27 protein-coding genes and 1 pseudogene are annotated in these 24,097 nt (G+C 65.4%); 12 read left to right on the top strand and 16 right to left on the bottom strand.

Annotated features, from left to right (window positions below; translation table 11 throughout):
• The first annotated feature begins 28 nt into the window (after positions 1-28).
• Together shn_RS15240 and pyk are read left to right on the top strand one after the other, a co-directional pair.
• A complete protein-coding gene (locus tag shn_RS15240; protein ID WP_064331151.1) occupies positions 29-505 on the top strand; it encodes a DUF1036 domain-containing protein in 477 nt (158 codons plus the stop codon).
• A complete protein-coding gene (gene pyk, locus shn_RS15235) occupies positions 505-1,944 on the top strand; it encodes a pyruvate kinase (protein ID WP_064331150.1) in 1,440 nt (479 codons plus the stop codon). Before shn_RS15240 ends, pyk begins: the two co-directional genes overlap by 1 nt.
• Positions 1,945-2,092: 148 nt before the next feature.
• Here pyk and shn_RS15230 read toward each other — a convergent pair whose 3' ends face one another.
• The 5 genes from shn_RS15230 to shn_RS15210 form a co-directional block, all read right to left on the bottom strand.
• On the bottom strand, positions 2,093-2,710 hold the full coding sequence (locus shn_RS15230; RefSeq protein ID WP_064331149.1) for a hypothetical protein: 618 nt from the start codon (positions 2,708-2,710) through the stop codon (positions 2,093-2,095).
• 81 nt (positions 2,711-2,791) lie between these two features.
• The gene (gene ykgO, locus shn_RS15225; RefSeq protein ID WP_024271182.1) at positions 2,792-2,917 is read right to left on the bottom strand and encodes a type B 50S ribosomal protein L36; all 126 of its coding nucleotides are present in this window, start codon (positions 2,915-2,917) and stop codon (positions 2,792-2,794) included.
• A gap of 214 nt (positions 2,918-3,131) precedes the next feature.
• Positions 3,132-4,190, bottom strand: a complete 1,059-nt coding sequence (locus tag shn_RS15220) for a 5-(carboxyamino)imidazole ribonucleotide synthase (protein ID WP_064331148.1) — start codon at positions 4,188-4,190, stop codon at positions 3,132-3,134.
• Positions 4,187-4,654: a 5-(carboxyamino)imidazole ribonucleotide mutase gene (gene purE / locus shn_RS15215; protein ID WP_064332637.1), complete on the bottom strand. Its 468-nt coding sequence runs from the start codon at positions 4,652-4,654 to the stop codon at positions 4,187-4,189. Before purE ends, shn_RS15220 begins: the two co-directional genes overlap by 4 nt.
• A gap of 52 nt (positions 4,655-4,706) precedes the next feature.
• Positions 4,707-4,910, bottom strand: a complete 204-nt coding sequence (locus tag shn_RS15210) for a YdcH family protein (RefSeq protein WP_024271181.1) — start codon at positions 4,908-4,910, stop codon at positions 4,707-4,709.
• A 217-nt stretch (positions 4,911-5,127) separates the two neighbouring features.
• Between shn_RS15210 and shn_RS34815 the strand changes: the two genes are divergently transcribed.
• Positions 5,128-5,301 carry a YdcH family protein gene (locus shn_RS34815; RefSeq protein WP_064496056.1) on the top strand — a complete coding sequence of 58 codons (174 nt, stop codon included), beginning with the start codon at positions 5,128-5,130 and terminating at the stop codon, positions 5,299-5,301.
• Positions 5,302-5,490: 189 nt separating this feature from the next.
• Here the strand turns inward: shn_RS34815 and shn_RS15205 are convergent, their stop codons facing one another.
• Positions 5,491-5,751 carry a helix-turn-helix transcriptional regulator gene (locus tag shn_RS15205; protein WP_064331147.1) on the bottom strand — a complete coding sequence of 87 codons (261 nt, stop codon included), beginning with the start codon at positions 5,749-5,751 and terminating at the stop codon, positions 5,491-5,493.
• A gap of 73 nt (positions 5,752-5,824) precedes the next feature.
• Positions 5,825-6,595: a sulfite exporter TauE/SafE family protein gene (locus shn_RS15200; RefSeq protein WP_064331146.1), complete on the bottom strand. Its 771-nt coding sequence runs from the start codon at positions 6,593-6,595 to the stop codon at positions 5,825-5,827.
• Positions 6,596-6,684: 89 nt separating this feature from the next.
• Between shn_RS15200 and shn_RS15195 the strand changes: the two are divergent.
• The 5 genes and pseudogenes from shn_RS15195 (at position 6,685) to shn_RS15175 (ending at position 11,690) form a co-directional block, all read left to right on the top strand.
• Positions 6,685-7,337 (top strand): annotated as a pseudogene (locus tag shn_RS15195) (thiamine phosphate synthase).
• Between the two features lie 9 nt (positions 7,338-7,346).
• The gene (locus shn_RS15190; protein ID WP_064331145.1) at positions 7,347-8,486 is read left to right on the top strand and encodes a tetratricopeptide repeat protein; all 1,140 of its coding nucleotides are present in this window, start codon (positions 7,347-7,349) and stop codon (positions 8,484-8,486) included.
• Between the two features lie 180 nt (positions 8,487-8,666).
• Entirely contained in the window at positions 8,667-9,467 is an 801-nt protein-coding gene (locus shn_RS15185) for an inositol monophosphatase family protein (protein WP_064331144.1), read from the top strand.
• A gap of 109 nt (positions 9,468-9,576) precedes the next feature.
• A complete protein-coding gene (locus shn_RS15180; protein WP_064331143.1) occupies positions 9,577-10,656 on the top strand; it encodes a MotA/TolQ/ExbB proton channel family protein in 1,080 nt (359 codons plus the stop codon).
• 2 nt (positions 10,657-10,658) lie between these two features.
• Positions 10,659-11,690: a peptidoglycan -binding protein gene (locus tag shn_RS15175; protein ID WP_064331142.1), complete on the top strand. Its 1,032-nt coding sequence runs from the start codon at positions 10,659-10,661 to the stop codon at positions 11,688-11,690.
• A gap of 1 nt (position 11,691) precedes the next feature.
• Here the strand turns inward: shn_RS15175 and shn_RS15170 are convergent, their stop codons facing one another.
• Positions 11,692-12,651, bottom strand: coding sequence for a tripartite tricarboxylate transporter substrate binding protein (locus shn_RS15170; protein WP_064332636.1), 960 nt, complete (start codon positions 12,649-12,651; stop codon positions 11,692-11,694).
• Between the two features lie 109 nt (positions 12,652-12,760).
• Positions 12,761-14,584, bottom strand: a complete 1,824-nt coding sequence (locus tag shn_RS15165) for an ABC transporter transmembrane domain-containing protein (RefSeq protein WP_064331141.1) — start codon at positions 14,582-14,584, stop codon at positions 12,761-12,763.
• 190 nt (positions 14,585-14,774) lie between these two features.
• Here shn_RS15165 and rpmE point away from each other — a divergent pair, with 190 nt between their 5' ends.
• Complete coding sequence (rpmE, locus tag shn_RS15160; RefSeq protein ID WP_023516320.1) at positions 14,775-14,996, top strand: 50S ribosomal protein L31; 222 nt, start codon at positions 14,775-14,777, stop codon at positions 14,994-14,996.
• A gap of 294 nt (positions 14,997-15,290) precedes the next feature.
• On the opposite strand, the gene shn_RS15155 is transcribed toward rpmE, so the two are convergent.
• The 3 genes from shn_RS15155 to shn_RS15145 form a co-directional block, all read right to left on the bottom strand.
• Positions 15,291-15,809 (bottom strand): DUF1465 family protein, encoded by a 519-nt coding sequence (locus shn_RS15155; RefSeq protein ID WP_064331140.1) that lies wholly within the window; start codon positions 15,807-15,809, stop codon positions 15,291-15,293.
• A gap of 380 nt (positions 15,810-16,189) precedes the next feature.
• The gene (locus tag shn_RS15150) at positions 16,190-16,378 is read right to left on the bottom strand and encodes a DUF1192 domain-containing protein (RefSeq protein WP_064331139.1); all 189 of its coding nucleotides are present in this window, start codon (positions 16,376-16,378) and stop codon (positions 16,190-16,192) included.
• Positions 16,375-17,652, bottom strand: coding sequence for an MFS transporter (locus shn_RS15145; RefSeq protein ID WP_064331138.1), 1,278 nt, complete (start codon positions 17,650-17,652; stop codon positions 16,375-16,377). Before shn_RS15145 ends, shn_RS15150 begins: the two co-directional genes overlap by 4 nt.
• Before the next feature lie 152 nt (positions 17,653-17,804).
• On the opposite strand from shn_RS15145, the gene shn_RS36435 reads away from it, so the two are divergent.
• A complete protein-coding gene (locus shn_RS36435; RefSeq protein WP_162852994.1) occupies positions 17,805-17,960 on the top strand; it encodes a hypothetical protein in 156 nt (51 codons plus the stop codon).
• Positions 17,961-18,227: 267 nt separating this feature from the next.
• Here shn_RS36435 and pgk read toward each other — a convergent pair whose 3' ends face one another.
• The 4 genes from pgk to tkt all read right to left on the bottom strand — a co-directional run bounded on the left by pgk (position 18,228) and on the right by tkt (position 23,068).
• Positions 18,228-19,427 (bottom strand): phosphoglycerate kinase, encoded by a 1,200-nt coding sequence (pgk, locus tag shn_RS15140; RefSeq protein WP_064331137.1) that lies wholly within the window; start codon positions 19,425-19,427, stop codon positions 18,228-18,230.
• Between the two features lie 16 nt (positions 19,428-19,443).
• Positions 19,444-20,007 carry a putative glycolipid-binding domain-containing protein gene (locus shn_RS15135; protein WP_064331136.1) on the bottom strand — a complete coding sequence of 188 codons (564 nt, stop codon included), beginning with the start codon at positions 20,005-20,007 and terminating at the stop codon, positions 19,444-19,446.
• Between the two features lie 11 nt (positions 20,008-20,018).
• Positions 20,019-21,020, bottom strand: coding sequence for a type I glyceraldehyde-3-phosphate dehydrogenase (gene gap / locus shn_RS15130; protein WP_064331135.1), 1,002 nt, complete (start codon positions 21,018-21,020; stop codon positions 20,019-20,021).
• Between the two features lie 65 nt (positions 21,021-21,085).
• A complete protein-coding gene (tkt, locus tag shn_RS15125) occupies positions 21,086-23,068 on the bottom strand; it encodes a transketolase (protein WP_064331134.1) in 1,983 nt (660 codons plus the stop codon).
• 329 nt (positions 23,069-23,397) lie between these two features.
• Between tkt and shn_RS15120 the strand changes: the two genes are divergently transcribed.
• On the top strand, positions 23,398-23,670 hold the full coding sequence (locus tag shn_RS15120) for a DUF4164 domain-containing protein (protein WP_064331133.1): 273 nt from the start codon (positions 23,398-23,400) through the stop codon (positions 23,668-23,670).
• A 23-nt stretch (positions 23,671-23,693) separates the two neighbouring features.
• Positions 23,694-24,065 (top strand): cell division protein ZapA, encoded by a 372-nt coding sequence (locus tag shn_RS15115; protein WP_064331132.1) that lies wholly within the window; start codon positions 23,694-23,696, stop codon positions 24,063-24,065.
• Positions 24,066-24,097 lie beyond the last annotated feature (32 nt).

Raw genomic sequence — 24,097 nt, 5'->3', positions numbered from 1 at the left:
TCAAATCAACGGAGTTGCATCGGAAGCCGTGAGAGCCAAGAGCCATCGCCCGTTTTTCCCGAAAGCCCGCGGCCTCTTCCAGGCCGGCCTCTTTGCTTTCGCAGGGTTTGCCGCCCTTTCCGTGCCGGATGCGGCAAGAGCCGATTTCCGCGTCTGCAACGGCACGCAGAACCTTGTCGGTGTCGCCATCGGCTACCGCGCCAAGGAAGGCTGGATCACCGAAGGCTGGTGGCAGGTTCCCGCGACCACCTGCGCCACGCTGATCGAGGGCGAGCTGCAGTCGCGCTACTATTACCTCTATGCCGAAGATGCCGCCCGCGGCGGCCGCTGGACCGGCGACGTCAACATGTGCGTCGCCGAGAACGAGTTCAAGATCACCGGCGTGCAGGACTGCTTCGCACGCGGTTTCCAGCGCATGGGCTTCAAGGAATATGACACGGGCCGACAGGGGAGCTGGATGGTGCAGCTCTCAGATACGCCAGGGACCCAGGAAAGCCAGAACTGATGAGACGGAACAGAAAAGTCAAAATCCTCGCCACGCTCGGACCCGCATCGTCCGACGAGCAGATGATCCAGAAGCTGCATGAGGCCGGGGCCGATCTGTTCCGCATCAATATGAGCCATGCCAGCCATGACGTGATGCGCACGCTGATCAGCCGCATCCGCGCCGTGGAAGCCCGCTGCGGCCGCCCGATCGGCATCCTCGCCGACCTCCAGGGCCCGAAGCTGCGTGTCGGCAAGTTCGCCAACGGATCGGAAGAGCTGAAACCCGGCCAGACCTTCACGCTAGACAACAAGGACGTGCCCGGCGACAACACGCGCGTCTACCTGCCTCATCCGGAAATCCTGGAAGCCGTCAAGCCCGGCCATCGCCTGCTGATCGACGACGGCAAGCTGCACCTGCGCGCCGAAAGCTCGGACGGCAAGTCCATCGTCTGCACCGTCGTCTCCGGCACCAAGATCTCCGACCGCAAGGGCGTCAGCCTGCCCGATACGCTGCTCGGCGTCGGCGCGCTGACCGAGAAGGACCGCGTCGACCTCGATGCGGTCCTGGCGACCGGCAGCGTCGACTGGGTGGCGCTGTCCTTCATCCAGCGCCCGGAAGACCTTGCCGAGGTGCGCAAGGTGGCGCGCGGCCGCGTCGGCCTGATGTCGAAGATCGAGAAGCCGCAGGCGATCGAGCGCATCGATGAGATCATCGAGCTGTCCGACGCCCTCATGGTGGCGCGTGGCGACCTCGGCGTGGAAATGCCGCTGGAAGCCGTTCCGGGCCTGCAGAAGCAGCTCATCCGCGCCTGCCGCCGTGCGGGCAAGCCGGTCGTCGTCGCAACGCAGATGCTGGAATCGATGATCTCGGCCCCGGTGCCGACCCGCGCCGAGGTCTCTGACGTCGCGACCGCCGTCTTCGAAGGCGCGGACGCCGTGATGCTGTCGGCCGAATCCGCCTCCGGCGACTATCCGGTCGAGGCCGTCTCCACCATGGCCTCGATCGCCAGCAAGGTCGAGCGCGACCCGCACTATCCGGGCATCATCTATGCCCAGCGTTCGACGCCGGAAGCCACGGGCGCCGACGCCATCTCGCTCGCCGCCCGCCAGATCGCCGAGACGCTGAAGCTGTCGGCCATCGTCTGTTACACCTCGTCGGGCACGACGGGCCTGCGCGCCGCGCGCGAGCGGCCGGAAGTGCCGGTCCTGGCGCTCTCGCCAGTCATCGAAACGGCCCGCCGCCTCTCGGTCGTCTGGGGCCTGCACTGCGTCGTCACGGGCGATGCGGAAGACCTTGACGACATGGTGAACCGTGCCTGCCGCATCGTCGTCACGGAAGAATTCGGCAAGCCGGGCGACCGCATCATCATCTCGGCCGGCGTGCCGCTGCGCACGCCCGGCGCGACGAACATGCTGCGCATCGCCTATATCGGCGCGGACGGCGTCAGCGGCGTCTGAGCTTGTTCTTATGAACCTTCGCAAGGCGGGCCTCGGCCCGCCTTGCCGATTCCTGCCGGCCTTCTCCAGCGCCCAGATGGCAAGGTCCGTGACGGTGTAGTCCGGTTTGTGGTGAGAGTGCCGATCCAGGCGGGTTCCTCGTCGCAGGCTATGTGCGCTGGCCGGTCAGCTTTTCGGCGAGGTTGCCCATTTCCTTCTGCGCCTGCCGCTCGCTCGGATAGATGTCGAGGAAGCGTTCCCAGGCCCTCAGCGCCAGTTCGTCCCGGCCCGACTGCGCGAGGATCGCCGCCATGCCGGCGAGCGCGCCGAAGTGACGCGGCTCGATGGCCAGCACCCGGTTGATGTCGGACATCGACTTTCGATAGTTACCCATCTTGAAATGCAGCGTCGCGCGCCGGTTCCAGCCCTCGACATAATCGGGCTTCAGGCGAATCGCCTCGTCGAGGAAATCGAGCGCTGCGGCGTTCTTTTCCTCTGAAATGGCCTTGTCGGCCCACCGGATGAGAAGGTTGATGCTGGCGCTGCCCGATTCCTGCCATTCCCGGCGGATCTGGTCGGCAATGCCGCGGGCCGTATCCGCATTGCCCTCGTGTTTCAGCTCGGTGAAGAGCTTGTCGAGGCGCTGCGCCTGGGTCGTGAAGGTGCTGGAGGCGGGATCGACGGATGCCTTGTCCACCGCCTGCGCAAGCGCAGCGGTCGGTGCGGTACCGATCATGGCGAGGGAAAGACAGAGTGCTGAAAGCATAAAAAAGCGCATGGCGGTTATGGTAAACCGCCATGGCCCAACTTCAAATCAATATTTCTCGATCATCACATCCCGCTCGCGGGATGGCGACCACGACGCCAATCAGCCCTGGCGGGCCTTGAAGCGCGGGTTCTGCTTGTTGATGATGTAGATGCGGCCCTTACGGCGAACAAGGCGGTTCTCGCGATGACGAGCCTTGAGCGACTTGAGCGAATTCTTGATCTTCATTTTTCTGATCCGCGTATTGCAGGGCGACTCGAGTTCGCCGGATTTCCTCAATCAAAAACGCGCCGTTTCGGGCGCGCTCTCGGGTTGGCAGGCATGTACCTTGTCGCTTTTGTGCTGTCAACCATTTGTGGCGGGTTTTCCGCGACACAGGCTGGTTTTCCAGCGTCCTTGGCGGGCTTGGGAGGCTTTTACGCACAGTTTTCCAGGAATCGCGTCAGTCCAGAATCTGCGTGACATGCCCCATTTTCCGACCCGGCCGGGCCTCGGTCTTGCCGTAGAGATGGACGAGCACGCCGGGTCTGGTGAGCCAGGCGGGAACGTCCTCGATGTCGTCGCCGACGAGATTCTGCATCACGCAGTCCGAATGGCGGCGGGGATCGCCGAGCGTGTGGCCGGCAACGGCGCGGATATGCTGCTCGAACTGCGAGATGATGCAGGCCGCCTCCGTCCAGTGGCCGGAATTGTGCACGCGCGGTGCGATCTCGTTGGCCACGAGCCCGCCATCCTGCAACACGAAGAATTCCACGCCGATGACGCCGACATAGCCGAGCTGGTCGAGTATGGCGCGCGCAGCCTTGCGGGCCTGGTCGGCGGTCGCCTCGTTGATGCGGGCGGGCAGGGTGGAAGTGTGCAGGATGCCGTTCTGGTGGACGTTTTCCGCCGGGTCGTAGCAGGCGATCGTGCCGTCGCGGTCGCGCGCGGCGATGATGGAGACTTCCCGCTCGAACGGCACCAGGCTTTCGAGGATCAGCGGCACGCCGCCGAGCGCCTCGAAGGCGCCGTCGCGTTCCTCCGCGGGGGAACGGAAAAGCCGCTGGCCCTTGCCGTCATAGCCGAGCCGGCGCGTCTTCAGGACGCCGACGCCGCCGAAACGGTCGAGCGCCTCTTCGAGGTCGACCTGGCTGTCCACGGCGGCAAAATCGGCGGTGCGGATGCCGCAGTCGCGGATGAAGCGCTTTTCGATAAGCCGGTCCTGCGAGACCTCCAGCGCGCGCGGCGGCGGATAGACCGGAACGGCCGCGGCGAGCGCCTCGGCGGCGGAGACGGGCACGTTCTCGAATTCGTAGGTGACGACGTCTGAGACGCGGGCGAGTTCCGCGAGCGCATCCGCATCGTCATAGGCCGCGACGATCTGGGCGTTGGCGACCTGCGCGGCCGGACAATCGGCTTGCGGTTCGAGGATGACGGTCCTGAGGTTCAGCCGGGCAGCCGCCATGGCCAGCATGCGGCCGAGCTGGCCGCCGCCGATGATGCCGATCGTGCGGGTGCTCATAGGGGGCCGTCCACGGGATATTCGGCGACGGCGTTCGACTGGTTGTCCCGCCATTCATCGAGGCGGTGGGCGAGTTCCGGATCGCTCAGCGCCAGAACGGCGGCGGCGAGCAGGGCGGCATTGACGGCGCCGGCCTTGCCGATGGCGAGCGTGCCGACCGGAATGCCGGCGGGCATCTGCACGATGGAGAGCAGGCTGTCCTGGCCGGACAGCGCCCTGGACTGGACCGGCACGCCGAAGACCGGCAGCGGCGTCATCGCCGCGGCCATGCCGGGCAGGTGGGCCGCGCCGCCGGCGCCGGCAACGATGACCTTGAAACCCTCCGCCTTCGCCCCGCGCGCAAAGCTGTAGAGCCGGTCGGGCGTGCGGTGCGCCGAAATGATGCGGGCCTCGTAGTCGACGCCGAGCGCATCGAGCGTATCGGCGGCGTTCTTCATCGTCTCCCAGTCGGACTGGCTTCCCATGATGATGGCGACGGGGGGCGTTTCTGTCGTGTCCAAGGCGTCTTTCCCGCTTTCAGGCGATGATGTCGGGGATGATCTGGTCTTCCAGCTTGGAAATCTTGTCCTTGAGGACCAGTTTCTTCTTCTTCATGCGCTGGATTCTGAGGGCTTCGCAGCCGACCTGGATCATTGCGTTGATAGCGGCATCGTAGTCTTCGTGCTCCTGGCGAAGCCGTGCGGCTGCAAGCCGCAATTCAGCCTGTTCCTGGTCTGCCATGCTATTCTTTCCCCGTCGTCGGCGACGCGGCCGAGCCGCGATCCTCCAGCTTGTATGAAGGCTGCTCCTACCACGAAACCCCTGGTAACGGGAAGTTATCCCTTGCCACGTTTTCGCCTTCGACAAATGAAAAATGACATGGCACACTGGTTCTGTTGCAACCTGGATCACCCGGCATGCAAATGACCGGGTGCAAGCAAAAGGAAGGAACTGTCACATGACGATTGAGGCTCATCTGGCCACGCTCGAAAAGAAGCACTTCGCTCTGGAGGCAGAGCTGCACGCTGCAATGAATCAGCCCTCCTCCGAGGACCAGACGATTGCAGACATCAAGCGTCGCAAGCTGCGCATCAAGGACGAGATCGAGCGCCTTCGCGGCTCGTCTCACTGAAAAGACAGGGATTTTTCCAAAGTTACAGAAGGGGTGAGGGTCGCGGAACAGTTGGTCTGTATGGGAGGACCAGGGTAGGAGCCCAATTCGCGAAACCGCTCCCGGTACACGAAAACCTTAGATGTCGAGACGCCCTGGCCGCCATGATGGCGCGCCGGGGCGTCCTGTTTCAGGATGGGACGTCGGGCGTTACGACCAGAACTGGTCCAGCCAGAGATTGAGCCGGTCGAAACCCTTCGCGTTGATGGCGTAGATGCGCTTCGTGCCTTCGGATTTGACGCTGACGAGATTGCAGTCGAGCAGGGCCTTCAGGTGCTGCGAGACCGCCGGGCGGCTGATCGGCAGGCCTTCGGACAGCTCGTTGACCGTACGCGGCGCGCGGCGCAGCTCCTCCAGCAGGAACCTGCGGTTGGGATCGGCAATCGCCGTGAAGGGGTCCGGGTGCGCCATGGCCGAAAGCTATGGCAAAGCAGCATTTGCGGCAAGCGTTTTGTGCGCTGCGAAGAACCCGGTTTCCCGGCCGTCACAGAAAGGCGAGAACGCCGTCATAGACGAGTTTCAGGCCGGCGACGAGGACCATGGCATACATGAAGGGATAGAAGACATCCGGCTTCATGCGCTTGACGAGGAAGCCGCCGACGGCCGTTGCGGCAATGGCGAGCGGCACCAGCGTGGCCGATATCGTCAGGTTGGTCGTGTCGAGCTGGCCGAGGGCGAAATAGGGGCCGAGCTTGATGGCGTTGAGGATGGCGAAGAAGCGTACGCCCGCGCCGGTATAGTCGCGCGGCGGAAGCTTCAGCGGCAGGCCGTAGACCTGGAAGGGCGCGCCGCCGGCATGGGCGACGAAGCTGCCATAGCCGGACAGCGTGCCGAGGAAGGCGGCGGGCAGCAGCCGGTGCGGCCTGGCCGGGACGATGTAGCCGTACCGTGCCCGCCAGCTATTGTAGAAGTAGCGGGCGACGAAGAGCACGGTGATGAGGCCGATGATGAGGCGCAGCGCATCGCGCGGCACATAGGCCGATGTCGCCCAGCCGATCGCGATGCCGATGAGGGCGCCGGGCAGCAGCATCTTCAGCAGCGTGCGGTCGTTGTGCTGGCGCCAGATCCAGAGCGAGACGCAATCCATCACCACGAGGATGGGCAGCAGGATGGCGGCGGCTTGCACCGGCGGAACGGCCATGGCAAGCAGCGGCACGCCCATCAGGGCCAGTGCCTCGCCCATGCCGCCTTTCGTCAGGCCGACAAGGAGGACTGCGGGGATGGCGGCATAGTAGATGGTGGGGTCGATGGGCATGGAGGGCGGTTGATCCTGTTCGTTCTTCCGTCTATCCGCTTTGATCTGTTATGACGAGCCCGAGTGCCGTATTCTAAGGAAGTCCATCCATGTCCGATGCCCAAACCCGCTGCCGCCTGGTGCTGATCCTCCCGAGGGCGAGGACCTTTCCGCCCGCGCCGCGATGCTGGAAGGCGCGCTGAAGGGCGGCGACGTCGCCTCGGTGATCCTGCCGCAATACGGGCTGGACGACGGCCAGTTCCAGAAGCACGCCGAAACCCTGGTGCCGATCGTCCAGCAGGCGGGCGCCGCGGCGCTCGTTGCCGGCGATACCCGCGTTGCCGGCCGGGCGAAGGCCGACGGCATCCACATTACCGGCGGGATCGAGGAACTGGGCGAGGCCATCGAGAAGTTCACGCCGAAGCTCATCGTCGGCGGCGGCAATGCGACGGACCGGCACAGGGCGCTGGAGATCGGCGAGGTGCAGCCGGACTACATCTTCTTCGGCAAGATCGGCGGCGACATCAAGCCGGAGGCGCATCCGAAGAACCTCGCGCTTGCCGAATGGTGGGCCTCCATGGTGGAGATCCCCTGCATCGTGCTCGGTGGCACGGATCCGCAGTCCGCCCTTGCCGCGGCCGAGACCGGCGCGGAGTTCGTGGCGCTCGACAAGGCGGTTTTCGCCGATCCCGCGCAGGCGCCTCATGTGGTTGCGGCGGTCAACGCGCTTCTTGACGAAAAAGCGCCACGGTTTGAGCAATAGTAGGCGCCCATGATCAGGGCCGTTCTCATCCAAGCTTGCCGCATAGTGCCGGTGGCGCTGCTCGCCACCGGCGTCGTCGTGGCCGCGCCCGCCCTGGCGGAGCCGGCGAAGAAGGGACCGTCCGTGACGGCCGGCAGCGCTGAGACCGCCGTCACGGATCCGGCAAGCGAGGCCGAGCCCGCATCGGTCGACGACCAGCCCGCCGCGACGGCGGAGAAGGACAAGCCGGCCGACGGCCCCTCGACGGGGCTCTCCGTGCTCGACCGCATGGGAGCGGACCTGCCGGACCTGCCGGCGGAAAAACCCTTCACCGGCAAGATCGACGAAGCTTACGGCGCCTTCCAGCGCGGCCGCTACCTGACGGCGATGGAACTGGCCCTGCCACGCGCGCAGCTGGGCGATCCGGCCGCGCAGACGCTGGTGGCCGAGGTCCTCGACCGCGGCCTCGGTGTCAAGCGGAACCGCGAACAGGCGATGTTCTGGTACGAGCAGGCCGCCAATGGCGGCGATCCCACCGGCATGTTCAAATATGCGATCCTGCTGATGGAGCGCTCGCGTTCGAAGGAGGACCGCGCCAGGGCGGACGAGCTGATGAAGAAGTCGGCCGATCTCGGCAATGCCTCCGCGCAGTTCAACTACGCACAGGTGCTGGTGGCCGATTCTCCGGGAGAAAAAGGCCTGCGCGCCGCGCTGCCCTATTACGAGAAGTCCGCCGAGCAGGGCATTGCGGATGCGCAATATGCCGTCTCGCAGATCTATATCAGCCTGAAGGACCTGCCGGAGGAGAAGACCCGGCGCGCCCGTGAATGGCTGCTGCGCGCGGCGCGCGCCGGCTTCGATACGGCCCAGCTCGATCTCGGCATGTGGCTGGTCAACGGCACGGGCGGCGAGCGTGACTACGAGGCCGGCTTCAAATGGCTGAGGCGTGCGGCCGGCGGCGGCAATGTCGTTGCGCAAAGCAAGCTTGCCCAGCTCTACATCCACGCCATCGGCACGAAGGCCGATCCGGTCGAGGCGGCCAAGTGGTTCGTTCTCGCGCGTCGCGCCGGGCTCAACGACCCCTCGCTGGAGGACTTCTATCTCGGCCTCAGCGACGCGCAGCAGAAGGCGGCGGTCGACGCGGCGAACAAGTACCGTTCCGGCTCCTGACGCCACCCCGTTTACCCTTTGCAGCATCGAGGCCCCTGCATTGCAGCCCTTGCAGGGGGCGAAGGCTTGAAACTTCGGGGGATTTGTGGTTTTGAGGCCACATATTCCGGTCCCGGCGCGCTTTCGCGCCGCGGCTCAGCCGTTTCGAAGCGCCGGACATTCCCGAAGGATTTTTTCTACATGGCTCGTTCAGCTCTTCTCAACGTCATGGTTCAGGCCGCCTTCAAGGCCGGCAAGTCGCTCGCGCGCGATTTCGGCGAAGTGCAGAACCTGCAGGTTTCGCTCAAGGGCCCGGGCGACTACGTCTCGCAGGCCGACCGCAAGGCGGAGAAGCTGATCCGCGAGGACCTGATGAAGGCCCGCCCGACCTATGGCTTCCTCGGCGAGGAATCCGACGAGATCATCGGCACCGACGGCGCGCATCGCTGGATCGTCGATCCGCTCGACGGCACGACCAACTTCCTGCACGGCATTCCCGCCTTCGCCATCTCGATCGCGCTGGAGCGGAACGGCGAGATCGTCGCCGCCGTCGTGCTGAACCCGGCGACGGACGAGCTCTTCACCGCCGAGCGCGGCGGCGGTGCCTTCCTCAACGACCGGCGCCTGCGCGTCGCGGCCCGAAAGAACCTGTCGGACGCCGTCATCGGTTGCGGCGTGCCGCATCTCGGCCGCGGCAACCACGGCAAGTTCCTCATCGAGCTGCGCCATGTCATGGGCGAAGTCGCCGGCATGCGCCGCCTCGGCTCGGCCTCGCTCGATCTCGCCTATGTCGCCGCCGGCCGTTTCGACGGTTTCTGGGAGCGTGACCTTGCGCCGTGGGATCTGGCGGCCGGCATTCTCCTGATTCGCGAAGCCGGCGGCTACGCGACCGATCTGACCGGCGGCAGCGCCATGCTCGACACCGGCACGGTCATCGCCGGCAACGAATATATCCACAAGGCGCTCAGCGAAGTCGTGCACCGCCCGGTGCCGACGCGCTAAGACCCGGAAATGGGCGGCGCATTCCGCGCCGCTGTTGCCGCTAAGCCCTTCAATTCGGCGCAATCTTCCTCTAGTCTCCCGGCCGACAAGGAAGTGGAGAGACGACGACATGGCGAAGCTTGGGCTGTCGGGTTGGGGAGGGTCGCCCGAGACCGGGGAGGATTATCCCCACAAACTCTCAAGCCCCATGGCCTTCTTCTGGACGATGGTGATCTTCCTCATCATCGTCGGCTTCGTGGCCGCCATCCTCTTCCGCCAGGCGCAATCGGCCTTCCTCAGCAATCCCGGCCTCAACGGCCTCATCCTCGGCGTGCTGCTGATCGGCATCCTCCTGGTCTTCAACCATGTGCTGGCGCTGAGGCCGGAAGTGCGCTGGTTCAATTCCTTCCGCGCCGCCGGCAGCGCCGAGAAGGTCGGGCGCGATCCCGTGCTGCTGGCGCCGATGCGCGCCCTGATCGGCCGGCGGCATTCCGTGGCGCTCTCCGCCACCGCGCTGCGTTCGATCCTCGATTCCATCGCGACCCGCCTCGACGAATCGCGCGACACGTCCCGCTACCTCATCGGCCTTCTCGTCTTCCTCGGCCTTCTCGGCACCTTCTGGGGCCTTCTCGGCACCATCGGCTCGATCAGCCAGGTCATCCAGTCGCTCGATGCTGGCGGCGGCACCGCGAATGACATCCTCAACGCCCTGAAGGAAGGCCTTTCCGCGCCGCTCGACGGCATGGGCACCGCCTTCTCCACCTCGCTCTTCGGCCTCTCCGGTTCGCTGATCCTCGGCTTCCTCGACCTGCAGGCCGGCCGTGCGCAGAACCGTTTCTATACGGAGCTGGAGAACTGGCTCTCCTCCGTCACCGATGTCGGCTCGGAACTGCAGCCGGTCGTCGACATGGCATCCAGCTCCTCCACCGATGTGCAGGCGCTTGCCCAGCAGATCCTGAAACTGGCGCAGGAGGGTGGCGGCGGCCGCTCGACGGCGGCCATGGCCAGCCTTGCCGAGGGTATCCAGGGCCTCGTCAAGAACATGCGCAGCGAGCAGCAGATGCTGCGCGACTGGATCGAGGCGCAGCAGGAAGAATCGAAGGCGCTGCGCCGCACGCTCGATCGGCTCGCTGCCCGCAGCGGGGAGAAGAACGTCGAGCGCCTGCCGGAGCGTGCGACGGAAAAGGCCCATAAGGCCGGGGGCGAATAGGGATGGCGCTCGCCCGCAACCGGCGCAGCCAGCGCGCGGTCGATTACTGGCCGGGCTTCGTCGATGCGCTGTCGACGCTGCTGCTCGCCATCATGTTCCTGCTCACGGTCTTCGTGCTGGCGCAGTTCTTCCTCAGCCGCGAGATTTCCGGCAAGGACGACGTGCTCAATCGGCTGACGAGCCAGATCAACGAACTGACCCAGCTTCTCGCACTGGAGAAGAGCGGCAAGCAGGATCTGGAGGACGCACTCGCCAATCTCCAGGCTTCGCTTGCCCAGTCGGAAAGCGACCGCACCCGCCTCCAGCAACTGCTCGACAGCGGGGCCGGCGCTTCCGATGCCGCCAATGCCCGCGTCACGACGCTGGAGGGCGAGCTCGATTCGGAAAAGCAGGTGAGCGCGCGGGCCATGAGCCAGATCGAGCTGCTCAACCAGCAGATCGCGGCGCTGCGCAGCCAGATCGCCGCCGTCGAGGAGGCGCTGCAGGCTTCCGAGGCCAAGGACAAGTCCTCGCAGGCGAAGATCGCCGATCTCGGCCGGCGGCTCAACGTCGCGCTGGCGCAGCGCGTGCAGGAACTCAACCGGTACCGTTCCGACTTCTTCGGGCGCCTGCGCGAGATTCTTTCCGACCGGGAGAACATCCGCATCGTCGGCGACCGTTTCGTCTTCCAGTCGGAGGTGCTGTTTCCCTCGGGCGGCAGCGATCTCAACGAGGCGGGGCAGGCGGAGATGGGCAAGCTTGCCACCGCGTTGCTCGACCTTGCCCGCGAGATCCCGTCGGAGATCAACTGGGTGCTGCGCGTCGACGGCCATACGGACAACGTGCCGCTCTCGGGCACGGGCCGCTACCGTGACAACTGGGAGCTTTCCTCCGCCCGCGCGACGTCTGTCGTCAAGTTCCTGATCTCCCGGGGTGTGCCGGCAAACCGGCTGGTCGCGGCGGGCTTCGGCGAGTTCCAGCCGATCACCGAGGGCAGCGACGACGCGGCGCGGGCAACCAACCGCCGCATCGAGCTGAAACTCACCGAAAGATAACTCAGTCCATCTGGATGTTGGCGCCCTCGACCACCGGCTTCCACTTGGCAAGCTCCTCCGTGACGTGCTTGCCGAGTTCTTCCGGCGTCGAGCCGACGATTGTGGCGCTGAACTCCTTCATGCGCTCGGCGACGGCTGGATCCTGCAGCGCCGCATTGGCTGCCTCGTTCAGCTTCGCGACGACGTCATCCGGCGTACCGGCCGGGGCGAAGAGCGCGTTCCAGGTGTAGGTCTCGTAGCCGGGAATGCCCGATTCGGCGACCGTCGGCACATCCGGGAAGGAGGCGGCGCGCTCCTTCGTGGTGACGGCGAGCGCACGCAGCGTGCCGGCCTTGATGTGGCCGGAGGAGGAGGGCAGGTTGTCGAACATGATCGGGATCTGGTTGCCGATGACATCGTTCAGCGCCGGGCCGGAGCCCTTGTAGGGTACATGCTGCATGCTGACGCCGGCCATCGACTTGAACAGTTCGCCGGACAGGTGCAGCGGCGTGCCATTGCCGGAGGAGGCATAGCTGTAGCCTTCCGGATCGGCCTTCAGCAGCGCCAGCAGTTCCTCGACGCTCTTGGCCGGCAGTTCCGGGTTCACCACCAGCACGTTCGGCACGATGACGAGCAGCGAGACCGGCGCGAAGTCCTTCTCCGCATCGTAGGGCTTGGTCTTGAGGATCAGCGGGTTCAGCGCGTGTGTCGCGACGGTCGCCATCAGGATCGTGTAGCCGTCCGGCTCGGCGCGTGCCACGCGGTCGGCGCCCAGACTGCCGCCCGCGCCGCCGACATTTTCCACGACGATCTGCTGGCCGAGGATGTCGCCCATCTTCTGTGCGATGATGCGCGCGACGACATCCGTCGAGCCGCCGGCGGCGAAGGGCACGACGAGCGTGATCGTCCGGTCGGGGAATTGCTGGGCGCTGGCGGGCAGGCCGAGCGCCAGCGATGCGAGCACGGTGGTGCCGAGGACCATGAGGGTCCGGCGGGTGAGCGTCGAAAATGTCACGTTGTTTCCTCCCGAGGTGACGTGAAGTCCGCCCCCTCAGGATAGGGCGCCCGGCCCGTCCGGCAAGAGCCGGCGTTCAGCCGACGGCGCGGTCCTCTCCAAGGAAGGCCTGGCCGCCGTGGTCGAACTGCAGGCGGGCGAGGCGGGCGTAGAGGCCGTCCTGCCGGATGAGCGACTGGTGGGTGCCTTCCTCGACGATGCGGCCCGCCTCCATGACGAGGATGCGGTCGGCCTTCAGCACGGTGGCAAGACGATGGGCGATGACGATCGTCGTGCGCTTGCCCATCTGGCCGTCGAGGGCCTTCTGGACAAGCGTCTCGCTTTCCGCGTCGAGGGCGGAGGTCGCCTCGTCGAGCAGCAGCAGCGGGGCGTCCTTGAGGATGGCGCGGGCGATGGCGATGCGCTGGCGCTGGCCGCCCGACAGCGTGACGCCGCGTTCGCCGACCATGGTGTCATAGCCCTTGTCGAGCCGTTCGATGAACTCTTCCGCCTGCGCCGCCCTTGCCGCGGCCCGCACGGCCTCGTCGCTGACGCCGGACATGCCGAAGGCGATGTTGTCGCGGATGGTCGCGGCGAAGATGGTGACGTCCTGCGGTACGAGCGCGATGCGGCGGCGCAGCTCTTCCGGATCGGCCGTGCGCAGATCGACGCCGTCGAGAAACACCGTGCCCGTGTCGGGATCGTAGAAGCGCAGCACCAGCGAGAGGATCGTGCTCTTGCCGGCGCCGGAGGGGCCGACGATGGCGACGGTCTCGCCTTGCTTCACCGCAAAGGTCAGGCCGTTGATGCTGCGATAGCCGGGACGGGCGGGATAGGAGAAGTGCACGTCGTGGAAGGCGAGTTCGCCGCGCGCGGGCAGTGGCAGGGCCACCGGGTTTGCCGGCGCGGCGATGGCGGGCGGCTCGGCCAGAAGTTCGGTCAGGCGCTCGGCGGCGCCGGCGGCCTGCGAAAGCTCGCCCCAGACTTCGGACAGCGCGCCGAGGCTGCCGGCGGCAAAGACCGCGTAGAGCAGGAACTGGCCGAGCGTGCCGGCCGAAAGCGTGCCCGACAGCACGTCGCGGGCGCCGAACCACAGCACGGCGACGACCGAGCCGAAGATCATGGCGATGGCGAAACCGGTCAGCAACGAGCGGGCGCGGATGGCCGAGCGCGCGGCGCCGTAGGCCTGCTCGACCGCGCCGAAGAAGCGGGCGCGGGCGGCGTCTTCCGCATTGAAGGCCTGCAGCGTGCGCGTGGCGCCGATCGCCTCGCCGGCATAGGCGGAGGCGGCTGCCAGCGTGTCCTGCGCCTCGCGCGAGCGGCGGCGCACCGAGCGGCCGAAGGCGACGAGCGGGAAGACGATGACGGGAATGGCGGCGATCACGAGGCTGGAGAGCTTCGGGCTGGTATAGACCATCATGGCGATGGCGCCGAAACAGAGGATGAGGTTGCGCAGCGCGACGGAGGCGGTGGCGCCGACGGCAGACTTGATCTGCGTCGTGTCGGCGGTCAGCCGGGAGACGATCTCGCCGGACTGGTTGACGTCGAAGAAGGCGGGCGAAAGCTTCGTCACATGGGAAAAGACGTCGCGGCGCAGGTCCGCCACGATGCGCTCGCCGAGCGTGATGACGAAGTAGTAGCGCATGGCGCTCGCCAGCGCGAGCAGGCCGGCCAGTGCGAAGAGCATCGTGAAGTAGGTGTTGATGAAGCCGGCATCGGCGCCGGAAAAGCCATGGTCGATCATGCGGCGCACGGCGAGCGGCAGGGCGAGCGTGGTGACGGCGGCCATGACGAGCGCAGCCAGCGCCCCGGCGACGAGCCCGCGATAACGACTGATGTAGGGAGCAAGCCTGCCCAGCGGACGAATGTTGCGGCGTGCCGATTTTTCCTGCACGCCCTGCTCTTTGTCTGTGGACACCATACCCCCGTTTCCAGCGCCTTCAGGCACGAATTGTCTTTCGGCTCTTGTTATCCGGACGGCCTTCATGTATAGGCTCGCCATCGAATTGGGAAGCCGTAGGTCCGACCGACCGCGGCTTCATTTACGTCTTTGGCCCCGCTGTCGCAATCCATTGCGACAATTGGCCCCCGGAACAGGCAGGAAAGTTGTCATGAAGGCTGATATTCATCCCGCATACCACACCATCAAGGTCGTGATGACCGACGGCACCGAGTACGAAACCCGTTCGACCTGGGGTTCGGAAGGCGCGACGATGAACCTCGAAATCGACCCGAAGTCCCATCCGGCCTGGACCGGCGGTAACCAGCAGCTCATGGACCGCGGCGGCCGCGTCTCCAAGTTCAAGAAGCGCTTCGAAGGCCTCGGCCTCTAATCCGCCTGCTTCGGACGAATTTACAAAACCCGGCTTCGGCCGGGTTTTTTTGTTGCTTATGGCGCAGATGATCGCCCCTCACCTGCCTGCCGGCATCCTCTCCCCGCAAGCGGGGCGAGGAAGGCTGGGCGCGCCGTTTCCCACAATCGCTTACCCGCAGAAGTAGGGAAACCGGCGCGACACCCCCTTCTCCCCGCCTGCGGGGAGAAGGTCCCGGCAGGGGGATGAGGGGTGGTCTCCGCAAAATAAAAAACCCGGCCGAAGCCGGGTTCCATCAGGCGTTGCCGTCTTTGCTCAGTTGCTGCCGAAAGCCGTCTGCAGCAGGTTGATCTGGGCCTGCACGCTGTTCTGGTTGTCCGGCGCGAAGGTCTGGACCTCCTGCGGGCGGTAGATCTCGCGGTCGAGCAGGGCGATGCGGTTCTGCAGGCGCAGCGAGCGTTCGATGAGGTCGCGGAAGGCCTCCGGCAGGTCGTTCCAGCCGGGCGCGGTCTTGTCGACGTTGAAGCTGTCGAGGCGGACCTTGTTCTTCTCCGAAAGCACCTGGTCGCGGCTCATCTCGCCATTGTTGACGGCGCGCTGCAGGAGCAGCCAGGAGGCCATCTGCATCAGGCGGGTGGTGAGGCGCATCGATTCGGCCGCATAGAGCACCGAGGCCATGCGGGGCAGCACCTTGGAAGCCTGGCGGCCGACGCCGTCCAGATAGCTTGCGGTTTCCTCGACCAGACCCATGCCCTCGGCGTACAGGGACTTGAATTGCGCCGACGACGCAACGTGGCCAGCGAAGCTGACGGTATTCAATCCTCTTTCGGACATGGTTTCATCCCTGTTGAACGCATCACATGCAGGTAACGGAAGGTCGGTCCGTGGTGTTCCAATCGGCCGTTTTATGTCGTGAGGATGATCCCATAACCCAATTCGCGCAAGAGTATTCTTAAGAAAGGGTTAATCTCCACAATTCTTTCGGGACAGGTCGCGCGCACGGAGCGGGCAAACAAAAAAAGAGCCGCGGAAAGCGGCTCTCAAGGTAAAACAGGGAGAAAAATCAGACCGAAACCCCGAGGGGAAAAATGTCTGAACCCGGAAGGACCGGATGTTCAAGTAATAACAGGGAAGGCTTAATGGCCGGTTAACTCTATTGCCGGTTTGCTCGTGCCTGTGCCTTTTCGGCAAGGCTGCGACAATCCGGCGCGGGCTCAGCGGAACAGGTTTTCCGCCGCCGAGCGGCTGGCGCCCTTCTTCAGCTTCTCCGCTTCCAGCCGTTCGATTTCCGCGCGCAGCAGGTCGATTCGGGCGGCAAGCTCGTCGACGGAGAGCAGCGAGAGGTCGCTGCCGATCTCGTGGGCGATCTTCTTTACGGGACGGTCGTCTTCGAAAAAGCTCATGTGGGACGGTCCTCCTGTTGCTCGTCGGCGGCCTGCGGCTGGGCGAGGGCGCGCGGCGAAAGCTGAAGGCTTTCCGGAGTGGTGAGCGTGCCGGGATTGATGGTCGTGTAGGAGTCGCGCATCTCGGCCGGCAGGGCAGCGCGGCGGCGGCTGCGGAAGATGGCATAGGCGGTGATGAGGATATGCGCCCAGCAGGTGACCATGAACAGCGCATAGGGACCGACCGCCGACATGATCGGGCCGCCGAGCGTCGGGCCGATGATCGTGCCCACGCCATAGAGCAGCAGCAGCCCGCCGGAAACCTTGACGAAGTCCTCGGGGCTGGCGAAGTCGTTGGCGTGCGAAACGGCGATCGGGTAGAGCGCGTTCGCCATCGCGCCGTAGAGGGCCGTCAGCACCAGGAGCATGGTGACGGAGGCCGGCTGGAAGACGAAGAGCGACAGGCCCGCCGCCGCGGCGATGGCCGAGAGCGCGGCGAGCACGATGCGCCGGTCGACCCGGTCGGACAGGCGGCCGGCGGGCAGCTGCATGACGGCGCCGGCGAAGATGGCGACGCTCATCATGATGGCGATCGTGCTGGAGGAGAGGCCGGCATTGGTGCCGAAGACCGCGCCGAGCGTGCCGAAGGCGCCGTTGGCGATGCCGATCAGCACGATGCCGACGCTGGCGACCGGCGAGGTGCGGTAGAGGGCGGGGATGTCGAGCCTGACCTGCTTCAGTGGCTGCGGCGAGGCGGCGGTGGAAAGCGTCGTCGGCAGCATGGCGAGGCAGTAGAGGATGCCGGCGAACATGAAGAGCAGCGGCGTCGTGACGTCACCCAGCGCCACGGTCATCTGGCCGCCGACGGTGCCGACGAGGGTGATGGCGATGTAGAGCGAGAAGATCAGCCCGCGGCTTTCATTGGTGGCGCGCTCGTTCAACCAGCTTTCGATGATCATCGAAGTGCCAGCGATCGAGAAGCCGGTGACGGCGCGCAGCGCGATCCACCAGAAGGGATCGACCAGCATGCCCGTCAAAAGCGCGATGATGGCGATCAGCGAGGCGAAGCCGGAAAAGGCCCGCACATGGCCGATGCGCTTGACGACGGTGGGCGCCAGAAGGCAGCCGAGAACGAAGCCCGACGCCCAGGACGTGCCGAGCAGGCCGAGCATCGTCGTCTCATAGCCCTCGAAGGCGCCGCGCATGGGCAGGAGCAGGCCATGCAGGCCGTTCCCGAGGAAGAGGAACAGCGTGCCCATGAGAAGCGCGAAGACGGATATGAGGTTTTTACGCATGAGGTTTCGTGAGTTTCGCCAATGGGTAAAGGAATAGCGTACCTGCTACCGATTGCCAGATGCAAAGCGCGCGGGCGAATGATTTTCAGGCCTCACGCTGTTCGCTTGGAAAAGTGTCTGAGGTGTGACAGGAAGGCTGGAGAAAGGCCGCCATGTCGAAAATCCTTCCCGCCCTGCTCCTCGCCGTCATGCTGCTGCATCTCATCCGGCCCCTCGGCCTGCCGGGGCTGAAACGGCGTGCCGATTTCTGGAAGATCGCCGTCGTCGCCATCGCGCTGATGATGCTGACCGTGCTGATCCGGCCTTGAAGCGAGCCGTCCGCCCAGGGCGAGCCCTGAAACGCAAAAGGGCCACCCGAAGGTGGCCCCCATGAGGTTTGGTCCGGTGCGGACCCGGGTCTTTGGACCCGAAGGAAGGCGGGGATCAGAACGAGGGCTGCCTCGTTTCGTTCACCACAATTCCCATGCCCGAAGCCAAGACCGAAATCTCATTAGACATTGGATCACCTTCCTTTCTGTTCGTTGACACTGAATGGAAATGTAGGCGATCTGCGGCCGGGCGCAAGCCCCCCGACGTTATTTCTGCTGGTGCAGCACGTCGACGCCCGGCAGCGGCTTGCCTTCCATCCATTCCAGGAAGGCGCCGCCGGCGGTCGAGACATAGGTGAAATCATCCGCGACGCCGGCATGGTTGAGGGCGGCGACCGTATCGCCGCCGCCGGCGACGGAAACCAGCTTGCCTTCCTTGGTGCGGGCAGCGGCGTGCTTGGCGGCGGAGACCGTCGCGGCGTCGAAGGGCGCGATCTCGAAGGCGCCGAGCGGACCGTTCCACACGAGCGTCGCGGCGCGCGAGATCCAGGCATTGACCGCCTCGACCGTCTTCGGGCCGACATCGAGCATCATGGCATCGGCCGGGATGGCGTTGACGTCGACCACCTCGTTCTCGGCATTGGCCTTGAACTCGCGGGCGATGACGCCGTCTTCCGGCAGCACGATGGCGCAGGTGGCGGTCGCCGCCTCGATCATGATCTGCTTGGCGGTGTCCGCGAGGTCATGCTCGCAGAGCGACTTGCCGACATTGGTGCCGCGGGCGGCGAGGAAGGTGTTCGCCATGCCGCCGCCGATGACCAGCGCGTCGACCTTCTTCACGAGGTTCATCAGGAGGTCGATCTTGGTGGAGACCTTCGCGCCGCCGACGATGGCGACGACCGGGCGGGCCGGGTTTCCGAGGCCTTTTTCGAGGGCTTCCAGCTCGGCCTGCATGGTGCGGCCGGCATAGGCGGGCAGGAGGTGCGCCAGGCCCTCGGTGGAGGCATGGGCGCGGTGGGCGGCGGAGAAGGCGTCGTTGACGTAGATGTCGCCGGTCGCGGCCAGAGCGGCGGTGAAGTCCGGGGTGTTCTTCTCCTCGCCCTTGTGGAAGCGGGTGTTTTCCAGAAGCAGGATATCGCCGTTGCCCATGGCGGCAATGGCGGCGGCGGCCGGCTCGCCGATGCAATCGGCGGCAAAGCCGACCTTCCTGCCGAGGACGTCGTTGACGGCGGGCAGGATCTGCTCCAGCGACATCTCAGTGACGACCTCACCCTTCGGGCGGCCGAAATGGGCGAGCAGGATGACCTTCGCGCCCTTTTCCGAGAGTTCGCGGATGGTCGGGGCGACGCGCTCGATGCGGGTCGCATCGGTGACCTTGCCGTCCTTGACCGGAACGTTGAGATCGACGCGGACGAGCACGCGCTTGCCTGCGATGTCGGTGAGGTTGTCGAGGGTCTTGAAGGTCATGAGGAGTGGGCTCCCGTCAAAGTCTTGCGAATAGGGTGGGGTAGTCGGTCACGAAGCCGTCGGCATCGACCGGAAGCTCCGCGCTGAATGTGCGATCCGCCGCTTCATAGAGGTAACGGCTCGCCGGCGCGAGGCAGGTATAGTGCTGGCCGTCCACGAAGGGCACGAACGTATCGAACGGGACGTAGACCATGGCCAGCGTCGTCTTTCCATGTTCGACGGAAAGACCCAGCCGTCGGATCGGCAACGTGTTGGTGAAGGGCGAGCCGGCGAGATCGATGTCCATGCAGCCATCGAAGGCGGGGAGGGGTTTTCCGTCCTCTCCGCTCCAGCGGCCTTCGCCATCCGATGTCATCGCGATGCGCCGGCCGGCCATGTCTTCGACGAGGAAGGCGCGGACTCGCCAGGTGGTATCGAGATCGATGCGGTAGCGAACGCCGAAGGGCCGGTTGCCGTGGTCGCCGATCACGGTGCTTTCGGCCCGAAGACCGCCCTCGACGGCGCGCACGGTCAGGTGTTCCAGCCCCTCGCCCTCCAACGGACGCCAGCGGACCGTCTTGAGGACAAGGGGCGGGAACATGTTTGGCGTCCCTAGATCAGCTTGCCGAGGGCGACGGCCGTGTCGGACATGCGGTTCGAGAAGCCCCACTCGTTGTCGTACCAGGAAAGGATGCGCACGAGGTTGCCGTCGAGGACCTTGGTCTGGTCGGCGGCGAAGTTCGAGGAGTGGCTGTCGTGGTTGAAGTCGATCGAGACCAGCGGGCCGGTGACGTAGTCGAGGATGCCCTTCAGCTCGCCTTCGGCGGCTTCCTTGATGGCGGCATTGACTTCCTCGGCGGTGACGTTGCGCTTCGGCACGAACTTCAGGTCGACGACCGAGACGTTCGGGGTCGGCACGCGGATGGCCGAACCGTCGAGCTTGCCTTTCAGCTGCGGCAGCACGAGGCCGACGGCCTTGGCGGCGCCGGTGGAGGTCGGGATCATCGACAGGGCCGCCGCGCGGGCGCGGTAGAGGTCCTTGTGCATGGTGTCGAGGGTCGGCTGGTCACCCGTGTAGGAGTGGACCGTCGTCATGTAGCCCTTCTCGATGCCGAAGGCCTTGTCGAGCACGTAGGCGACCGGTGCAAGGCAGTTCGTCGTGCACGAGGCGTTGGAGATGACGAGGTCATCCTTGGTAAGCGTGTTGTGGTTGACGCCGAAGACGATGGTCTTGTCGGCGTTGTCGCACGGGGCCGAAACGATGACGCGCTTGGAGCCGTTGGCGAGGTGCGCGCCGGCCTTTTCCTTCGTCGTGAACAGGCCGGTGCATTCCAGCGCGATGTCGACGTCGCCCCAGGGCAGCTCCTTCGGGTCGCGGATGGCGGTGACGCGGATCGGGCCGCGGCCGACGTCGATCGTGTCGCCGGAAACGGTGACGGTGCCCGGGAACTTGCCGTGCACGGAATCGTAACGAACAAGATGCGCGTTGGTCTCGACCGGGCCGAGGTCGTTGACGGCGACGACTTCGATGTCGGTGCGGCCGGATTCGACGATGGCGCGCAGAACGTTGCGGCCGATGCGGCCAAAACCGTTGATGGCAACTTTCACAGTCATGTGGGGTCTCTCCCTATCAATAAACGTTTGGCGGGGGGAGGGCGCGACAGGCGCGCCCTACGCACTCAGGCGAGCTTGGCTTCCGCGGCGGCGACGACGGCCTCCGGCGTGATGCCGAAGTGCTTGTAGAGGTCCTTGTAGGGACCGGACGCGCCGAAGGAGGACATGCCGATGAAGATGCCGTCCGAGCCGATGAAGTGATCCCAGCCCTGGCGGATGCCGGCTTCGACGGCGATCTTGACCGGCGAATTGCCGATGACCGCCTGCTGGTAGGCTTCCGGCTGCTCGGCGAAGAGCTCGACGCAGGGAACGGAGACGACGCGGGTGGAAATGCCCTTGGCAGAGAGCGTCTGCTGGGCCTTCACCGCGATCTCGATTTCCGAGCCGGAGGCGAAGAGCGTCACCTGGGCATCGCTGGCGGAGACGAGGTCATAGGCGCCGCGGGCGCAAAGATTCTCTTCCTCGTATTCCAGACGCACCGGCATCAGGTTCTGGCGGGTGAGCGCGATGGCCGACGGGCGGTTGTGGCTTTCCAGCGCAAGCTGCCAGCACTCTGCCGTTTCCGTGGCGTCGGCCGGGCGGAAGACGAGCAGGTTCGGGATGGCGCGCAGCGCCGCCATGTGCTCGACCGGCTGGTGCGTCGGGCCGTCCTCGCCAAGGCCGATGGAATCGTGCGTCAGGACATGGATGACGCGGATGCCCATCAGTGCGGCGAGGCGGATCGACGGACGGCAGTAATCGGAAAAGATCAGGAAGCCGCCGGAATAGGGGATGAGACCGCCATGCAGCGCCATGCCGTTCATCGCCGCCGCCATGCCGTGCTCGCGCACGCCGTAGTGGATGTAGCGGCCGGAGAAGTCGGTCGGGGTGATCGACTTGGTCTGGCTGGTCTTGGTGTTGTTCGAGCCGGTAAGGTCGGCCGAGCCGCCGATGGTTTCGAGGAGAACGCCGTTGATGACTTCGAGGGCGTCTTCCGAAGCCTTGCGGGTCGCCGGGTTCGGCCGGGTTTCGGCAAGCTTCTTCTTGTAGGCGGCAATCGCCGGTTCGAGGCCGCTTTCGAGCTCGCCGGCAAAGCGGCGGACGAACTGGGCCTTCTTCTCGGCGTCCGTCTTTTCGAGGCGCGCTTCCCATTCCTTGTGGGTCTTGGCCGAGCGCAGGCCCGCGAGACGCCAGGCGTCGAGCACGTCGGAGGGAACGACGAAGGCTTCCGATTCCCAGTTCAGCGCCTTGCGGGTGGCGGCGATCTCTTCGGCGCCGAGCGGCGAACCGTGCACCTTGTGCGTACCGGCCTTGTTGGGGGCCCCCCAGCCGATCGTCGTCTTGCAGGCGATCATGGTCGGCTTGTCGGACTTCTGGGCTTCCTCGATGGCGGCGGCGATCGCATCCGGGTCATGGCCGTCGACGGCGATGGTGTGCCAGTTCGAGGCGCGGAAACGGGCGTGCTGGTCGGTCGAGTCGGCGATCGAGATCGGGCCGTCGATGGAGATGTTGTTGTCGTCCCAGAACACGATCAGCTTGTTGAGCTTCAGGTGGCCGGCGAGCGAGATTGCTTCCTGGCTGATCCCCTCCATGAGGCAGCCGTCACCCGCGAGAACGTAGGTGTAGTGTTCGATGAGGCCGGAACCGAACTCGTCGCGCAGCTTGCGCTCGGCGAGCGCCATGCCGACGGCGTTGGCGATGCCCTGGCCGAGCGGACCGGTGGTCGTCTCGATGCCGGCGGCGTGGCCGTATTCCGGGTGGCCGGCGGTGCGTGCGCCGAGCTGGCGGAAGTTCTTGATCTCGTCGATCGTGATGTCCTCGTAGCCCGTCAAGTACAGGAGCGAGTAGAGGAGCATCGAGCCGTGGCCGGCCGAGAGCACGAAACGGTCGCGGTTCGGCCAGGACGGGGTCTTCGGATCGAAGGAAAGGAAGCGGGTGAAAAGAACCGTTGCGATGTCTGCTGCGCCCATGGGCAGGCCGGGGTGACCCGAGTTCGCCTTTTCCACGGCATCCATGGAAAGGAAGCGAATTGCGTTCGCCATCCGGTCGTGTTTTTCGCGAGAGATCATGACTGTTCCGTATTCTTCGGGGTGTCAGGGCCGGTGCCGTTTCGGGCATCGGTTAGGAAGCGGGTGACACATAGCAGGTAAGCCGTCGGAGTCAACGAATTCGGCGGTTTTTCCGGCCTTTGCGGGGTGATTCCGGCGGCTTTTTTGCCGCGGCGGCGGGGCTGTGTCGGGCGACCTGCGCAACCCGCCGCGACGCTGATCCACAGCGGGTTTCCCGCCGCAGGGGCCGCGCTGTTGACGCTCAGGCCCGCAGTTGAATACTGTCAACGGGAGAGAACCGGCGCTGGCGGCGGCGATTCGCGTTTTTTGAGAGTGCCGGTGAAGGCTTTATGACGAACGGGGAAACAGTCAGGGCGGCGATCGAGGAGCTTCGCAGGGCGATCAGCACTCTCGACAACGCGCTCGACATGCGCTTCGACCGCGAGCGCGACCATGGCGAGGTCGAAGGCGAGGTGCGGCGGGTCAATGCCGATCGCTCGCGGCTCGCCCAGGAGCTCGACCAGTCCGAATTCCGTGCAAACCGCCTGGAGGAGGTCAACCGCGAGGTCTCCCGCCGGCTCGTCACGGCCATGGAAACCATCCGGGCCGTGCTCGACCGCTAATCCCCGCAATCAGGAACGTCCGCATGGCACAGGTAACCGTACAGATCGATGGCAAGGCCTATCGCATGGCCTGCGAAGAGGGCCAGGAAGCGCATCTCGAAGAGCTCGCCTCCGGTTTCGATCAATATGTCGGGCACCTGAAGAGCCAGTTCGGCGAGATCGGCGACCTGCGCCTGACGGTCATGGCCGGCATCATGGTCATGGACGAGCTCAACGACGTCAAGCGCCGGCTGGCCAAGCTGGAGGCGGAGGCCGAGGACCTGCGCAAGGGCCGCGAAGGCGTGATGAGCGAGGTCTCCCGCAACGAGGATGCGATCGCCCAGGCGCTCGGCGAGCTGACCAGCCAGATCCAGGGCATGGCGGCGAAACTGTCCGGCAAGCCGCCGGTCAACTGAGCGGCAGAATTGCCACTGGCGAAGACGCCGGT

Origin of the sequence: Shinella sp. HZN7, assembly GCF_001652565.1 — a bacterium.
Lineage (GTDB): Bacteria > Pseudomonadota > Alphaproteobacteria > Rhizobiales > Rhizobiaceae > Shinella > Shinella granuli.
The sequence above is the reverse complement of the archived record's forward strand: the minus strand, read 5'-3'. Positions and strand labels throughout refer to the sequence as shown.

What these genes read in the sequence shown, in the direction of transcription:
- shn_RS15150 (WP_064331139.1), bottom strand. Translation starts at nt 16,378, where the DNA reads ATGAGCTTTTTCGAAGACGACCGTCCCGTAAAGAAGATCGCCCACGAG.
- shn_RS34815 (WP_064496056.1), top strand. Translation starts at nt 5,128, where the DNA reads ATGACGATTGAGGCTCATCTGGCCACGCTCGAAAAGAAGCACTTCGCT.
- shn_RS15115 (WP_064331132.1), top strand. Translation starts at nt 23,694, where the DNA reads ATGGCACAGGTAACCGTACAGATCGATGGCAAGGCCTATCGCATGGCC.
- rpmE (WP_023516320.1), top strand. Translation starts at nt 14,775, where the DNA reads ATGAAGGCTGATATTCATCCCGCATACCACACCATCAAGGTCGTGATG.
- shn_RS15120 (WP_064331133.1), top strand. Translation starts at nt 23,398, where the DNA reads ATGACGAACGGGGAAACAGTCAGGGCGGCGATCGAGGAGCTTCGCAGG.
- shn_RS15135 (WP_064331136.1), bottom strand. Translation starts at nt 20,007, where the DNA reads ATGTTCCCGCCCCTTGTCCTCAAGACGGTCCGCTGGCGTCCGTTGGAG.
- purE (WP_064332637.1), bottom strand. Translation starts at nt 4,654, where the DNA reads ATGGGAAGCCAGTCCGACTGGGAGACGATGAAGAACGCCGCCGATACG.
- pyk (WP_064331150.1), top strand. Translation starts at nt 505, where the DNA reads ATGAGACGGAACAGAAAAGTCAAAATCCTCGCCACGCTCGGACCCGCA.
- shn_RS36435 (WP_162852994.1), top strand. Translation starts at nt 17,805, where the DNA reads ATGTCGAAAATCCTTCCCGCCCTGCTCCTCGCCGTCATGCTGCTGCAT.
- shn_RS15220 (WP_064331148.1), bottom strand. Translation starts at nt 4,190, where the DNA reads ATGAGCACCCGCACGATCGGCATCATCGGCGGCGGCCAGCTCGGCCGC.
- shn_RS15185 (WP_064331144.1), top strand. Translation starts at nt 8,667, where the DNA reads ATGGCTCGTTCAGCTCTTCTCAACGTCATGGTTCAGGCCGCCTTCAAG.
- shn_RS15190 (WP_064331145.1), top strand. Translation starts at nt 7,347, where the DNA reads ATGATCAGGGCCGTTCTCATCCAAGCTTGCCGCATAGTGCCGGTGGCG.
- shn_RS15200 (WP_064331146.1), bottom strand. Translation starts at nt 6,595, where the DNA reads ATGCCCATCGACCCCACCATCTACTATGCCGCCATCCCCGCAGTCCTC.
- pgk (WP_064331137.1), bottom strand. Translation starts at nt 19,427, where the DNA reads ATGACCTTCAAGACCCTCGACAACCTCACCGACATCGCAGGCAAGCGC.
- shn_RS15180 (WP_064331143.1), top strand. Translation starts at nt 9,577, where the DNA reads ATGGCGAAGCTTGGGCTGTCGGGTTGGGGAGGGTCGCCCGAGACCGGG.
- shn_RS15155 (WP_064331140.1), bottom strand. Translation starts at nt 15,809, where the DNA reads ATGTCCGAAAGAGGATTGAATACCGTCAGCTTCGCTGGCCACGTTGCG.
- shn_RS15165 (WP_064331141.1), bottom strand. Translation starts at nt 14,584, where the DNA reads ATGGTGTCCACAGACAAAGAGCAGGGCGTGCAGGAAAAATCGGCACGC.
- shn_RS15205 (WP_064331147.1), bottom strand. Translation starts at nt 5,751, where the DNA reads ATGGCGCACCCGGACCCCTTCACGGCGATTGCCGATCCCAACCGCAGG.
- gap (WP_064331135.1), bottom strand. Translation starts at nt 21,020, where the DNA reads ATGACTGTGAAAGTTGCCATCAACGGTTTTGGCCGCATCGGCCGCAAC.
- shn_RS15210 (WP_024271181.1), bottom strand. Translation starts at nt 4,910, where the DNA reads ATGGCAGACCAGGAACAGGCTGAATTGCGGCTTGCAGCCGCACGGCTT.
- shn_RS15145 (WP_064331138.1), bottom strand. Translation starts at nt 17,652, where the DNA reads ATGCGTAAAAACCTCATATCCGTCTTCGCGCTTCTCATGGGCACGCTG.
- ykgO (WP_024271182.1), bottom strand. Translation starts at nt 2,917, where the DNA reads ATGAAGATCAAGAATTCGCTCAAGTCGCTCAAGGCTCGTCATCGCGAG.
- tkt (WP_064331134.1), bottom strand. Translation starts at nt 23,068, where the DNA reads ATGATCTCTCGCGAAAAACACGACCGGATGGCGAACGCAATTCGCTTC.
- shn_RS15175 (WP_064331142.1), top strand. Translation starts at nt 10,659, where the DNA reads ATGGCGCTCGCCCGCAACCGGCGCAGCCAGCGCGCGGTCGATTACTGG.
- shn_RS15170 (WP_064332636.1), bottom strand. Translation starts at nt 12,651, where the DNA reads ATGGTCCTCGGCACCACCGTGCTCGCATCGCTGGCGCTCGGCCTGCCC.